At 42.0% G+C, this 14529-nt stretch carries 16 protein-coding genes; 3 read left to right on the plus strand and 13 right to left on the minus strand.

The genetic code is table 11. The features are described from left to right. The 11 genes from WBJ10_RS05380 to WBJ10_RS05430 form a co-directional block, all read right to left on the minus strand. Window positions 1-280: DUF1801 domain-containing protein (locus WBJ10_RS05380; RefSeq protein ID WP_424288503.1), on the minus strand; the 280-nt coding region annotated here is incomplete at its 3' end. Window positions 281-355: 75 nt separating this feature from the next. Further along, entirely contained in the window at window positions 356-799 is a 444-nt protein-coding gene (locus WBJ10_RS05385) for a molybdenum cofactor biosynthesis protein MoaE (protein ID WP_424288504.1), read from the minus strand. A 1-nt stretch (window position 800) separates the two neighbouring features. Continuing rightward, entirely contained in the window at window positions 801-1919 is a 1119-nt protein-coding gene (moeB, locus tag WBJ10_RS05390) for a molybdopterin-synthase adenylyltransferase MoeB (RefSeq protein ID WP_424288505.1), read from the minus strand. A 2-nt stretch (window positions 1920-1921) separates the two neighbouring features. Continuing rightward, the gene (locus tag WBJ10_RS05395) at window positions 1922-2155 is read right to left on the minus strand and encodes a MoaD/ThiS family protein (protein WP_424288506.1); all 234 of its coding nucleotides are present in this window, start codon (window positions 2153-2155) and stop codon (window positions 1922-1924) included. After that, a complete protein-coding gene (locus WBJ10_RS05400) occupies window positions 2156-2887 on the minus strand; it encodes a sulfite exporter TauE/SafE family protein (RefSeq protein WP_424288507.1) in 732 nt (243 codons plus the stop codon). After that, window positions 2880-4085 (minus strand): gephyrin-like molybdotransferase Glp, encoded by a 1206-nt coding sequence (gene glp / locus WBJ10_RS05405; protein ID WP_424288508.1) that lies wholly within the window; start codon window positions 4083-4085, stop codon window positions 2880-2882. Before glp ends, WBJ10_RS05400 begins: the two co-directional genes overlap by 8 nt. Before the next feature lie 5 nt (window positions 4086-4090). Then, on the minus strand, window positions 4091-5071 hold the full coding sequence (gene moaA, locus WBJ10_RS05410) for a GTP 3',8-cyclase MoaA (RefSeq protein WP_424288509.1): 981 nt from the start codon (window positions 5069-5071) through the stop codon (window positions 4091-4093). Window positions 5072-5085: 14 nt separating this feature from the next. Beyond that, window positions 5086-5700: a nucleotidyltransferase family protein gene (locus tag WBJ10_RS05415; RefSeq protein ID WP_424288510.1), complete on the minus strand. Its 615-nt coding sequence runs from the start codon at window positions 5698-5700 to the stop codon at window positions 5086-5088. A 4-nt stretch (window positions 5701-5704) separates the two neighbouring features. Then, complete coding sequence (locus WBJ10_RS05420) at window positions 5705-6820, minus strand: XdhC family protein (RefSeq protein ID WP_424288511.1); 1116 nt, start codon at window positions 6818-6820, stop codon at window positions 5705-5707. 108 nt (window positions 6821-6928) lie between these two features. Then, the gene (locus tag WBJ10_RS05425; RefSeq protein ID WP_424288512.1) at window positions 6929-7960 is read right to left on the minus strand and encodes an LLM class flavin-dependent oxidoreductase; all 1032 of its coding nucleotides are present in this window, start codon (window positions 7958-7960) and stop codon (window positions 6929-6931) included. A 226-nt stretch (window positions 7961-8186) separates the two neighbouring features. Continuing rightward, entirely contained in the window at window positions 8187-9272 is a 1086-nt protein-coding gene (locus tag WBJ10_RS05430) for a PAS domain-containing sensor histidine kinase (protein WP_424288513.1), read from the minus strand. Window positions 9273-9475: 203 nt separating this feature from the next. Between WBJ10_RS05430 and WBJ10_RS05435 the strand changes: the two genes are divergently transcribed. Next, on the plus strand, window positions 9476-9964 hold the full coding sequence (locus WBJ10_RS05435) for a CHRD domain-containing protein (RefSeq protein ID WP_424288514.1): 489 nt from the start codon (window positions 9476-9478) through the stop codon (window positions 9962-9964). A 55-nt stretch (window positions 9965-10019) separates the two neighbouring features. Here the strand turns inward: WBJ10_RS05435 and WBJ10_RS05440 are convergent, their stop codons facing one another. Together WBJ10_RS05440 and WBJ10_RS05445 are read right to left on the minus strand one after the other, a co-directional pair. Continuing rightward, window positions 10020-10784, minus strand: coding sequence for a hypothetical protein (locus tag WBJ10_RS05440; RefSeq protein ID WP_424288515.1), 765 nt, complete (start codon window positions 10782-10784; stop codon window positions 10020-10022). Window positions 10785-10840: 56 nt separating this feature from the next. Further along, window positions 10841-11026: a hypothetical protein gene (locus WBJ10_RS05445; protein ID WP_424288516.1), complete on the minus strand. Its 186-nt coding sequence runs from the start codon at window positions 11024-11026 to the stop codon at window positions 10841-10843. A gap of 407 nt (window positions 11027-11433) precedes the next feature. Here WBJ10_RS05445 and WBJ10_RS05450 point away from each other — a divergent pair, with 407 nt between their 5' ends. Next, window positions 11434-12240, plus strand: a complete 807-nt coding sequence (locus WBJ10_RS05450; protein ID WP_424288517.1) for a DUF1206 domain-containing protein — start codon at window positions 11434-11436, stop codon at window positions 12238-12240. 139 nt (window positions 12241-12379) lie between these two features. Continuing rightward, on the plus strand, window positions 12380-14529 hold a 2150-nt coding region (katG, locus tag WBJ10_RS05455; RefSeq protein WP_424288518.1), incomplete at its 3' end, for a catalase/peroxidase HPI.

Below are 14529 nucleotides of genomic sequence, written 5' to 3' on the forward strand. Positions count from 1 at the left end.
TACAACTCTTTCCCATGTCGAGTTTTGCACTGGAATGTTTAGGATATTCGCTTGTAAACCAATCCAGGATTGCCGGATCGGCATAGATTCCCATATGATAAAGAGCGATAAAATTCTTTTGGGATGCAATATTGACAAAGGGAAGAGGAAGCTTTGGATCGCAGTGGTATCCGGCAGGATAAGTGGAATGGGGCACAACATACCCAACCATCCCATAACTCATTTGTTCGGTAAAACCCGGTGGAAGGTTGTCAAGAATGACTTTCCTTAATCGGGTCATGGCATTCTTCCTGTCGTTGGGAAGAGATTACAAATATTCATCAACAGTTTTAGCGTCTGATTGCATAATATTGATTTATTTGTTCACTTTCCATTGGTGTTTATCACCAGAGATGATCTCTTTTCCCCATACTGGAAGTTCAGCCTTTAAGCGTTCGACAGTTTCACTGCAAGCGTCAATAGCCGCTTTACGATGTGCTGAAGATGTGAATACAAAAAGACAAATTTCACCGGCAGCTACAGTACCCAGGCTATGGTGCACATGCATACAAGTTAGAGGATATTTCGCAAATATATCTTCCCTGATCAGGTGCATCTTCTCAACAGCCATGTCTTCAAAAGCTGTATATTCTATTGCTGATACAATCCCTTGTTCTGTTTCATCTGCGCGTACCTGACCCAGAAATATACTGTGTCCGCCAATGGCAGTTTGCGTGCTGTGCTTTTGTATGCTATCCGCGATGAAGGCAGCGGTTATTGGACCCGCTGTAAATATATTTTTTGGTTTTCTGTCCGACATGTTACACTTTCCTTAAATTCTTCCAGGCCACAATTCCATCCTTTAAACTATATACTTTTTTTAAATTTCCGTAATTCTCTGTAACAATCCGCGATGCGCTCAAGCTTCTTTTCCCAGACTGGCAAAAAAGCACCACGGTGTCAGCATTTATTTGTGTTAACGAATTTCTTAAGCCACTTAGAGGAAGCTTTAGATGATCGAACTCATCCACTTCTGGTACCTCATTCACCTCCCTTACATCAATAAACAATATGGTGGGATCAAGTAACATTTGCTCAAATAAAGGCAGGTCTATTTGACTTCCTGTTTGCCCTGAACACAAGTACTCGTAATTAGTCTGTTCGAAAGCAACAATACTTTCAGGGATTAGCTGGTTTGAGTTGTTCAGCGGAACAATTTCAAGTTCGTAAGTTTGATTGGTCAGGGTATTAAAGGTCATTAGCCGATTGACCAGAGGGGTGCCAATTCCGCTGATTAATTTGATCGCTTCATTTGCCATCATTGTACCTATGATGCCGGGAAGAACACCGATTACGCCAGCTTCTGCACAGTTCATAATTTCGGCTTCTGCGGGAGGATTTGGAAAGAGGTCGCGATAATTGGTTCTGGTACTTCCATCTTTCGCATCACAGTTGAATGCGGCTATCTGGCCTTCAAATCTGGAAATTGCGCCGTATACGAGTGGTTTATTCGCAAGTACACATGCATCATTTATCATATATCTGGTGGCGAAGTTGTCAGTGCCATCTAAAACAATGTCAAATTGGGAAATGATATGAATGGCGTTTGTGGGATCCAGTGTTTCATCAAAAGCGATAATGTCTATCTCGGGATTCAGGCCCGTTAAAACATCAGCAGCCCGATGTGCTTTAGATAGGCCGATGTCATCAGTTGAATACAATACCTGGCGATGCAAATTGCTTAATGATACTTTATCATGATCAACTATGCCCAGTGTCCCAATACCTGCGCCCGCCAGATATAACAAGGCCGGGCAGCCTAAACCACCAGCACCGATCACCAATACCTTAGAGTAAATGAGTTTTTGCTGCCCGGATTCGCCAAATCCTTTGAGAGTGGTCTGGCGTTGATATCGTGGATTGCCCTGAGTGTAAGCCATGATTATCCTCCTGAAAATGGTGGGAGAAGTGCCACGATACACCCATCAGCGAGCGAAGTGTTTTGAACAACCACTTTTTTATCTATCGCAATAGCAAACTTCGAATCTTCAAGTCCCGGGAACTGCATGTTTAGTATTTCTAAAAGCTCATCCCTGTCTGATACATCATTCAAATTAACTTCCGATACTCCTGTGATATCAGTTAATTGCCCAAATATTAAAACCTTGACCTGCATTTATGTAAAGATAAGCTTCCAGCCCGCCATCATCAGAACAAGGGCCAGAGTATTTTTCAATATATTTTGATTGAACTTTAATGCGCCGAGGTAAGCGCCGCATAAACCTCCTGCGAAAGCAATGGCGACATAAGATAGCATGTCCGGACTGAACGTGATGCCCTTGGTGATCTGGCCTGCTAATCCCGACAAGGAATTTACAAATATAAATAAAGCACTAATTGCTGCTGTCTGTTTTTGGTTTGTCCATCTTAACAACAGAATAATGGGCGATAAGATGATTCCTCCGCCTATACCAATCAGGCCTGATAAAAAGCCGATAAGAGATCCAATAAGAATCGAAACAATAAGATTGGATTTTTTTAATTCTTCATCCGGGATATTGGCAAATAACAGAAACCGTATGACGGGTATAAACAGAAGTGTACCCAGGATCTTTTTGTAAATCGATGCTTCCATGGTAATCAGTCCTCCAATAAAAGCTAAGGGAATTGAGGCCAGTGCAAGGGGCAGAAATATTTTCCATTTAAAATGCTCTCCCCGATAGAACTGGATAAAGGAAGTCAGAGATACGAACAGGTTAAGAATCAGTGCGGTTGGTTTCATAAACTCCGGACTAAAAGCGTACACTGCCATTAAAGCCAGATAGCCGCTTGCACCTCCATGCCCTACTGAAGAGTATAACATGGCAACGATAAATAAGAGGCAATAAAACAGATAAATGTTATCCATAGTATTCTGGCAGAAGATGAATCTCTACTATTTCATTCCCGGAATATTCAGTCTTTCCTTCTTCCAGTTTAATAAGGCAGTTCGCCTTTGCGAACGAACTAAGGCGGAATGATTCCTGTGCTTTAAGATCACTGACTGATTCCCCATCGTAATGTCCTTTTAAAAATTGTGTAAGTCCTGCAGGCTTCTTTAAAGCAGTCTTTAATTTAACATTAAGACTTGTTAGAGCCGTTTTACCTCCGCTCATCTGAGCTAATGCCGGCAGCACATATTCATAAAAGCAATTCAATACCGAGGCTGGATTGCCTGGCAATCCGAAAATTACCAGCTTCCCTTTTTTACCAAAATATAGTGGTTTACCAGGCTTCTGGCGGATTTTATGAAAAACTTGTTCTACACCATTGGCTGTTGCAGCACGGACTACAAAATCATAATCTCCCACACTTACTCCGCCTGTGAGCAAAATTATGTCACTTTTGTTTAGCGCTTGCGCGATAACATGGATAAGCGCCTCTAAAGTATCTTGAGATGAGGAGAAGTCGATGTTCGTCACGCCCATTTGTTTGAGCGCAGCATTTAAAGCAAAAGAGTTTGATTCATAAACTTGTCCGTAATTAAGTGTCGCTCCTGGTTTTTGCAGTTCGTCACCGGTCAAAATAACAGTAACGGAGGCCTTTGGATATGCTTTTACTTCATGGATACCCACACCCGCCAGATAGCCAATTGCAGCGGGACTCAGTAAAGTCCCCTTTTCCAATGCCAGTGCTCCAGATTTAATTTCACTGCCTTTAGCTCTGAAGTTCATACCCTTGGTTAAGTTGTTATCTTCAATCAGCAATCTTTCTCTATCAACTTTTACTTTCTCCTGCATCACTACCGTATCTGCTCCATCCGGAACAGGTGCGCCAGTAAAAATTCGGATTGCGTTCTGAGGCTCAATGCTTTTATTTGCTGATGATCCGGCTGCTACTTCTCCTGAGATCTTTAATTGGCCGGACATTTCCCAACTGTCATAGTTGAATGCATAGCCATCCATGGAGGATTGATTAAAAGGGGGGACATCGGTTTTGGCATACACATCTTGAGAGAGAACGAGTCCGCATGCATCTAAGAGCGGAACATTTATTGGATCGAGGAGTTTTATATGCTTAGATATTAGCTCCCGTGCCTCTGAAACTGAAATCAATTCTGCTGGCATAATATTTATCCACCAATACTTATCATACTCCGGTTATGCAGGTCTTCGGCATGGATCTTTTCGAAATCCTTAGTAAACTGACCTCCCAGCTCTTTAGCTTTTGAGTAAATACTTTCCTGAATGAGTGGTAATAAATCTTCCTTGTTTCTCAGGGCTGTAAGAAGATCTGTTTCTTTGGTCGAAAAGAGGCAATTTTTCATCTTTCCATCCGCGGTTAAGCGCATACGGTTACAGCCGGCGCAGAACGGGGCACTCATGGTGCTTATTACTGAGAAGCTTCCTTTATGACCTTCAATCCTGTATTTCTTATCTGTATCGTGGATCCCGTCATGAAGTCGAAGTGGTGTATAACTCTCTTCAATCTTATTGAGGATATCCTTCCACGCAAACACCTGGTTACTGGTCCAGCGATTTCCATCGAAAGGCATGAATTCTATGAAGCGGACCTGCACGGGCAGATCTTTTGTCCAGGCAACGAAATTGATAATCTCATTATCATTTAGGCCTTTCATCACCACCACATTTATCTTTACCTTGAAATTCCGGCTTAGCATGAGGTGGATATTATCCATTACTTTTTGAAATCCGTCCCTGCGGGTGATGATGTTGAATTTGTCAGGATCAAGGGTATCCAGACTGATATTTAATGACTTGACTTTGGCGTTTTCCAGCACATCAACAAAATCATGAAGTCGGGTGGCATTTGTTGTTAAGGAAAGATCTACCGGAAGTTTGGATAGCCGTTCAATGATTTGGGCTGCATCTTTCCGTACTAAGGGTTCACCGCCGGTAAGACGTATCTTATCGACTCCGTTTTGAACAAAAATTCTGGCAATTGATTCTATCTCATCAGGCTGCATCAATCTTGCCGCCGGGGTAAATTCATAATCTTCCTCCGGCATGCAGTAGAAGCAGCGAAGATTGCAATTATCCGTGAGGGAGATACGCAGGTAATTATGAACTCTGTCGAAAGAATCAATAAGCATACAATAAAGTTAAGTTATTTAGTCAAATTCTTATAGTCTTCCGATGTATCGATATCGATACCACCTTTCTGAAAAGAAACGAAAGAAGCCAGTCCCTTGTATTTCTCAAATAATTTTTTTGCGCCCGAGTCACCTTCCAGCGCTAAAAGATCTGAGAAAAGATTCTTGTGAAAAAGAGCCGGGATTCCTTTTGTGTTATCATAGCTGCTACCAACAATAGCATTTCCTGACCTGGTGTGTTCCTGAATGAGTGCTTGTAGAATATTCTCATCCGCGAAGGGTTGATCGCAAGCCATCAGAATTGCAGCATCAGTATTCACAGAAATATTTTTCAACTCATTTATACCAGTTCTAATAGATGAAGCTATACCGCTCTTCCAATCCTGATTTTCAACTATAATCGCTCCATCCTGATTAATTTCATTTTCGATCAATTGCTTACGCGAGCCCAGTACCACGATTACCTGATCAGGTTCGCATTTCTTTGCATTGTCGATTGCCCTTTGGAGAAGAGCCTTTCCGCTAAAGGGCAAAAGTTGTTTCGGGCTTCCCAATCGTGAAGAATCTCCTGCTGCCAGGATGATAATTGAGTAGCTTTCTATCTTGAAATGTGGTTCATTATTTTCCATGCCCTTACTTTCTTTGATGGATAGGAGTTTCTCTGTATTTCAGAAAACTCCCATCGCGTTTAGCAAATGCTGCCTTTACACCCGCTGCCAGCGATAAAGCAATCTCTTCAGGGTTTACAGCCCCTATATCTAATCCAACCGGAGCGTAAATGCGCTCCATATCAATCCCGCTGATTTGAGTTCCTTCATCGGCGAGTTCTTTCCAAATCTTTTCTGAACGGACTTTTGGTCCCAGCATACCGATAAAAGGAGCCGTAGTGAGGAGCGCCCTGGATAAATTTCGCTTATCAGTCTTATAGTCGTGCGACATCAGCACTATAGCCGTATGCTCATCAATTGTGAGCTTATCGAAATCTGAATTACTCACTATCTCATCGGTAAATGAACTTGTCTGAGGATTTATTTTCAGAATGTCACCGCAAATGCTCACCCGCCAATCGAGTTCTTTTAGTAATCGGCTCATTGCATAAACGTCGTACTGATGGCCCATTAATATTACGTTGATCTCAGGCGGAAGTATTTCGACAAAGATTTCAATATGGCAGTCGGGTTTCGTGAACTGGGCAGGTGCGGACTTGCTCTCAGATATTTGAAACGTGACTTTCTCTAAAATCTGTTTTTGGATCACTTCAGAGTTGAAATCTGTTAGACTCTCCGGCCCGGTATAGTTAATCACCTTCCCGGCACGAAGGTCTCCTGCATCTCCCTCCACATGTGTAATAGTTAACAATATATGGATATCACGACTTGCCTTGACGCAGGATTTAAGTATCTCAACCGGGTTATGCTTGTTTTTTAGATCAAGCGGGGTAAAAAGTACATCAATAATGCCATTACACCCTAAGCCAACGCCTATCTGATGCGGATCATCTTCTGTTGTATCATAAGTGATTAAGGTTGCCCGCGAATTATTGATAGCCAGACGTGCACGTTTCAAAGCATCTCCTTCCAGGCATCCTCCACTAATACCTCCGATCCACGTGCCGTCATCAAGAACAAGCATCCTTGCACCAGTACGTCGATATGAAGAACCTTCAACCCGTACAACCGTTGCAAGGGCCGCATGAGTGCCCGGTTCGATTGCATCGTATGCTCTGATAATGGCTTTTATCTCTTTCATTCAAAAATGATACTCGTGTCGTAATTAAGGATTTAAAATTAACAGAAAATGGCCATTTATTATGTTTTTAGCACGATTAATACATGGCAAAAATTTGAATTCAGTACCTTATTTTGTGATTGCCTTTCGGACGGCCGGTGCGACAATATCCCCATAGAGTTCAATTGACTTCATGATCTTTTGATGTGGCATCTCACCCATACTCATTTGTGCTAGAAACCTGGTATTTCCAAACAGTTCGTGTTCATACAAGATTTTATCGATGACTTCCTGCGGACTTCCAACCATCAATGCGCCTTTGGGTGTACGGGAATATTCAAATTGCTGCCTGCTTAATGGCGACCAGCCCCTTTCCTGGCCAATGCGGTTCATCATCTTCGCGTAAGAAGGATACAACTCATCACCAGCCTTGTCTGAGTCATGGGCAATGTAAACATGCGAATTAATGCCGATTTGTAAGCTGGACATATCCAACCCTGCTTTTTGGGCCGACTCGCGGTAAAGGTTGAAAAATGGAACGAACTGTTCCGGCATACCTCCAATAATTGCCAGTGCGAGTGGTAAACCCAGGTTCGCAGCTCGAACTGCAGAGGCGGGAGTACCGCCAGCAGCAAGCCAGATCGGAAGTTTATCCTGAAACGGCCTTGGATAAATACCAAGTTTGTCAAATGAAGGGCGGTGTTTCCCTCTCCAGGAAACTACTTCACTTTCATTTAATTTCAAAAGTAGCTCCAGCTTTTCGGTAAAAAGATCGTCGTAATCCGAAAGAGCATGTCCAAAAAGCGGAAATGACTCAATAAACGAACCTCTTCCGGCCATGATCTCCGCTCTTCCGCCCGATAGTTGATCTACTGTGGCGAAATCCTGGAACACGCGGACTGGGTCATCAGAACTTAGTACTGTCACAGCACTGCAAAGCTTTATTTTCTTCGTTCTAACTGCAGCGGCTGCCAGAATAATCGCGGGCGCTGATACCGCGTAATCCGGCCTGTGATGTTCCCCGATGCCAAAAACATCAAGACCAATTTGGTCAGCAAGTTCAATCTCTTCCAGGAGATCGGTAATCCGTTGATTTGTACTTTTAGCTATTGAGCCTTTGTTTGATGATATATCTGCAAATGTGTATAAACCCAGTTCCATTGTTTGTTTCAATTCCTATGTAAAAAGCCAAACTAAATAGTTTGGCCCGGTAAACAAAGTTCGAAGATAATTTCTGGAATCAATCACTAAGCTGAAAACATGACAATAAAATAAGATGAAGAATAGATTAAGGGAATGAATGATTCATGATGCCCACAAATTTTTACACGCTGAAGCAGTTGCGTATAGATGTAGGAAATCTACCCAAGGGACAGTACTTAGTTGTTTATTCTTTGAACGAGATAATAAATTGAGTGCCTTCGTTAATCTGGCTTTCAATGTCAATTTTCCCGTTCAAATTGGTGACATGGTGATAAACAAGGTACAGACCGATTCCTTTACTGTCACTGTGGTGATGAAATTTTTGGTTCAGTCCAAATATCCTATCTTTTACTTTTGGCATATCGAAGCCCATTCCATTATCTGTTAAAATAAGTTGTTTAATCCCAGATGTTTCAGCAGTGACAATAGAGATAACCGGACTTATTCCGGGCTGGGCATACTTAACGGAGTTTGTTATCAGATTCAGAAATATACTATCCAGGTAAGCCCGGTTAAAAGTTATTTCGTCAAATGCCGAAAAGCTTGTGGTTAATTTAACTTTGGAAACTTCCAGCAAAGAATTTATTGAATTCAGTACTGAGTCTAAGCTTTCGGAAATCTTAACATTTTCAACATTAACAGGTAGCCTGTCTTTTTTGATTAAGAGATCAACTGAATTGTTCAACATTTCACTTATGCTTTCAGTGGTCGATTTTATGATCTCAATGTATTCCCTAATTTCATGATCACTTATCTTATTTACATCAAGAAGATGGAACATTGAAATCAGGTTGTTAACAGGAGATCGCAAGTCATGAGAAGTGGTATAACTCAGATGCTTAAGTTCATCATTTATAGTTGCTAGATTAGCGAGATGCTGGTTTCGTTCTTCCTCTTGTCTTTTTCTAGCCGTAACATTTTTTGCTATGGCATAAACTAGTTGGTCATCAAAAGCAGGCATTGAAGTCCAGGATAGCCAAACAATTTTCCCTTCCTTCGTTTGATAGCGGTTTTCAAAATTCAACAGTGGGATATTATTGAGTACGAGCTCTCTTGATGCTTTTGTGATTATTTTATCATCATGATACACAAAATTGCTGATCGGCTGTGATAAAAGTTCCTCGTTAGAATAACCCAGAAGTTTGGAAACAGCGGGATTTATTCTTCTAAAATATCCGTCGAAACCAGCTATACACAGTAGATCCGGTGATAGTTCGAAAAAATGCTCGAATTTATACAAAGGATCATTTGGTTGGTCTGGCTCAGTCATAGTTTTATTTTGGTAAAGCAGAATATAAAGAAAATGAAAAGTTTCTACTTTTTGAATTATTTCGCAGGTGACTGTTCTGGAATTTGTTTGTGAGAGGTTTAATTGGCTCTTAAATATAAAGATGATCTGTTGGGAATAATCACCAAGCAACCCTTTCGCAATTCAAAGCGTATTCCCTTAAAAACACATCTTAAATTCTATTTATGAAAGCTAGATTTAATAACCAATTGGCATCAGTATTTGCTATATGTGCAATACTGCTGTTTACTTTTTCAGGATGTAAAAAAGATAAAGATGAAGAAGTAGATAATATGAGAAGGGTTACTGTTACCTTAAGCGGGGCGCAGGAAACGCCACCTATAACCAGCACTGGAACAGGAACGGCCAAACTCGTTTTTGATCCCTTACTTAAAACACTCAATTACGACATTACCTGGACTCTTGGTTCAGCCGCCGCAACGACTACCAATATGCATTTTCATGGAGCTGAGAATGGTTCAGATTTAAAAAGCTCCGGGGTAGCCATTGGTATAACGGGATTTCCTACTGCAAACACGGGAACAGTTTCTGGTACAACAGCACCCTTAACTGATGTACAGGTTGCACAGCTTATGGCTGATAAATGGTATTCGAATATTCATAGCTCAACTGTACCTGGTGGTGAATTAAGAGGAAATATTAAATTCCGTTGAAAGCTAGCCAAGGGAGTCAAATTGCTAAATGCTTACTGTAATGGCTAAGTATCAACTATGAAACTAGCCCTTCAAGCATATGGGCAAGGATAGGCTTACATTTTTCTTTGCAACATTCGTAGTAATGACCATGTTTCCATTGCGCAGATTTAGGTGACAATCCCCACCAGAATTCAGTAAGCGCTATTGGCGTCATTTGATTTTGAAAAGCATACTGGAGAAGCTTTGGACCGGCGCATTCTCCTGCACCACTCGGCGGGTTCTTATATGACGCGTTCTCGAAAAGCTGGTTAAGACTTTTTTGAATTCCTGCCTGATTCAGGAAAAAATATTGATCGAAGATTTTCTTTTGAAGACCGATCGAGTGGTTTCTACGCTTAGATTTTAAAAGTCTGATCTGCTTCTCAGCACATGTTGAAACAGAGTTTTCTAAATCTTTGATCTCAACGTTTAGCTCGCTAAGTTCTCTCATGCCATCATTTACAAAACTTTGGTTAGAGAGGCCGTCGAATATCGGCGGCACAAATTTTATATGCTGATTGCTATTGGCCAATTTTCCGGAAAATGCGGAGATGTATCCGATTTGATTATCAAGTGTTTTTACTACAAGGACGCCAAACATCTTACCGACAACCTTGCCCGTATGATCTGAATTTAAACCAAAGTTATGCTCCCAATCTTCTTGAACCTGTAGATAATGCTGTAAATCCTTTGCTGCAAGTAAAGCCAATGGATGGGGTGTATTTTGCAGAATGAATTTATTTGGCAGGGAGAATGGGTCAACCGGCGGACTAAATGGAATAAAGAATTTGTCTGTCAAAGTCAGAGCTTTTGAGATATTTATGACCATTAGCACATTTCCGTGTTGTTGTTGTTTTAATTGCTGTCTTGCGTTTTATTGAATTCTCCAAAATGCCAAAGTACACCAGACGGGTCATGCAGGTAACATTCTCTGCCCCAGTCCTGTTGCAGAACCAAGCTAAGTTTTACCCCTTCGTACTTTGAGTCCAGATTTAGTGCTAGAAGGTCTTCGAAGAATTCATCAGCATTCTGAACCTCCATAAAAATCATGGTATTATCGATCCAACCTTTTACCTAGTAATCCTGCAAATAAAAGCCCAGGTCCCCAAAACGGAACAGGGACATATTGGGGAACAAGATAGTTTCTTGAAAGCCAAGCTCCTTGTAGAAATTTCTCGATGTTTCAAAATTTTCTGCACCAATGAAAGGCCGTATTGATATTGCCCTGTTGTCCATGTTTTTTAATATTCTGCCTTCTCTAGTCAGAAATGGCATTATTACCTAAAGCAAAGATATAATTAATTGATTAGTTGAGTTAATGGGGTATCTATTGCACCTTCGAGCTAATTCAATGATCAGGTTTTTGATTTAATATTTTTATTACCAACACAAATAGCTGATATATGGGTTTAATCAAATTGTAATACCAGACTAAAAACGGAAAATTCATGACTGCAAAAGCGCTGATACCTGATATTGAGAAATTTGCCCGCATTGGCCTTACGGCAAAAGGGATTGTGTATGTCTTAATAGGTGTACTGGCCTTCATGGCATCATTTGGTATCAATTCAAAGTCGGCAAAAGATACAACTAAGGCAGGGGTTTTCGACTTTATATATGATCAACCGGCTGGTACCTTTCTACTGTGGGGGGTAACAGTAGGGCTTGTTTGTTATGTAATATGGCGGTTCATTCAAGCTTTCAACGACAGTGAGCATAAAGGTAAGGATGCAAAAGGCGCCGCCATTCGCGCACGATACTTATTTAGCGGTTTAGTATACGGATCATTGGCTTTTCAGGCGGCAAAGATGTTATTGTTTCATGACAAAGATTCGGGAGGCGCTAACCAGGAAATGACTCAGGAGCTACTTTCCAAGCCCATGGGCCAATGGCTGGTAGGTATAGTTGCGGTAGTGCTTCTCGTCGTGGGCGTTTATCAAATTTGGTATGGTTTTTCTGAAAAGTTCCGGAGCCATGTTAATAAAGCTGTCCCGGCTAAGTCAAAACCTATATTATTGAGTGCAGGAAAAATTGGATATATATCCCGCGGAGTTGTTTGGGTACTTCTTTCTTATATATTTTTGCAAGCTGCGCTCAGTAGTGATGCATCCGAAGCAGGTGATACCTCAAAGGCTTTTAGTATGCTTAACGACAGCAGTTATGGTTCCTATCTCCTCGCGCTGATAGGATTGGGCTTAATTTGTTATGGCATCTTCAATTTCATACGGGCTCGTTACGAAACGTTTGGAAAATGATATAGATTTTATCTATATCATCATCAATTTTTCGAATAAAACATCCACGCAAGTTTATTGTATTTTTGAGCTTAGACTTATAATATAATAAACTATGGTAGATCATTCTCATACAGATAACGACACGAAAGTTGGTGACATGAACACCGAAGGTGCGGCAAAATGCCCATTTTCAAGCGGTGCATTAAAGAAAAGTGCAGGCGGTGGGATGACCAACCGCGACTGGTGGCCTAATCAGTTAAACTTGAATATCCTTCGTCAGCATTCCTCACTTTCCAATCCGATGGAAAAACATTTCAATTATGCTGAGGAATTCAAGAGCCTCGATCTTAGCGCCGTAAAGAAAGATTTGTTTGATTTAATGACTGATTCACAGGACTGGTGGCCAGCGGATTATGGTCATTACGGTCCATTTTTCATAAGAATGGCATGGCACAGCGCGGGAACTTATCGTATAAGTGATGGTCGTGGTGGTAGCGGATCTGGTTCACAACGTTTTGCTCCTCTCAACAGTTGGCCGGATAACGCCAACCTGGACAAAGCACGATTGTTATTGTGGCCAATCAAGCAGAAATATGGCAGAAAGATTTCATGGGCTGATTTAATGATCCTCGCCGGAAATTGTGCCTTAGAGTCGATGGGCTTTGAGACTTTTGGTTTCGGTGGTGGACGTGAGGATATCTGGGAGCCAGAAGTAGATACGTATTGGGGAGCGGAAGATGAGTGGCTCGGCGATAAGCGTCACATTGGTGATCGCCAGTTAGAAAATCCTCTTGCGGCGGTTCAGATGGGTTTGATTTACGTAAACCCAGAAGGACCTCTTGGTAATCCTGATCCTATTGCTTCAGCACGTGATATTCGGGAGACTTTTGGCCGTATGGCGATGAACGATGAAGAAACTGTGGCTTTGATTGCAGGTGGACATACGTTTGGAAAGACTCACGGAGCGGCAGATCCAAGTAAATACATTGACAAGGAACCAGCTGGTGCTGGGATAGAGGAGCAGGGACTGGGCTGGAGAAATAGTTTTGGTTCTGGGAATGCAGGAGATACTATTACCAGTGGTCTGGAGGGTGCCTGGACTACAACCCCTACTAAGTGGAGCAATAACTTTTTTGATAACCTGTTTGGCTTTGAATGGGAATTAACCAAAAGTCCTGCAGGTGCAAGCCAATGGAAGCCAAAGAATGGCGGAGGTGAGGGAACAGTGCCAGATGCACATGATCGGTCTAAAAAACACGCACCGTTTATGCTGACTACTGATCTTGCTTTAATGCTGGATCCTAATTATGGTCCGATTTCTAAGCGCTTTCATGAGCATCCTGAACAATTTGCTGAAGCTTTCGGGAAAGCGTGGTTCAAGTTAACGCATCGCGATATGGGACCTAAGGAACGCTACCTGGGACCGGAAGTACCTGCGCAGGAATTGCTATGGCAAGACCCGATACCAACGGTTAATCATGAGCTGATAGATAGTCAGGATATTTCGGGTCTTAAAGCAAAGATTCTATCGTCCGGGCTTACGATTTCTCAATTAGTGTCAGCGGCTTGGGCTTCGGCGTCGACATACCGTGATTCTGATAAACGTGGCGGTACCAATGGCGGGCGTGTGCGTTTACAACCTCAAATTAATTGGGAGGTTAATAATCCGCAACAACTGAATGCTGTGCTTCAAAAGCTTGAAGGGATTCAGCAGGATTTCAATAATGCTCATTCAGAAGGGAAACAAGTTTCAATCGCTGATTTAATTGTTTTGGGAGGTTGCACCGGCGTGGAGCAGGCAGCTAAAATTGCAGGATTTGACTTGAATGTGCCATTCAAGCCCGGAAGAGCAGACGCATCACAACAACAAACAGATGTTGCATCCTTTGCGGCGCTTGAACCTAAAGCAGATGGTTTCCGCAATTATCAGCAGGGACATCACAACCCTTCGGCAGAGGAAATGTTAATAGACAAAGCACAATTGCTTAAGCTTACAGCACCTGAAATGACCGCTCTTGTAGGAGGAATGCGTGTGATGAACGCCAATTTTGATCAGTCCCAACATGGGGTGTTCACGGAACGTCCCGGTGCATTGACAAATGATTTCTTTGTGAATTTACTTGACTTCGGCACAACATGGAAAGCCGCTTCAGATGATCAGAAAGTGTTTGAAGGCCGTGACCGTAAGACAGGCCAGGTGAAATGGACAGGTACTCGGGTAGACTTGATTTTTGGATCGAACTCTGAGCTGCGTGCTATTGCAGAAGTTTATGCTTGTGAGGATGGAAAAGATAAGTTCGTGAAAGA

This window comes from Daejeonella sp., from assembly GCF_049655485.1.
In the GTDB taxonomy this organism is placed as follows: domain Bacteria; phylum Bacteroidota; class Bacteroidia; order Sphingobacteriales; family Sphingobacteriaceae; genus Daejeonella.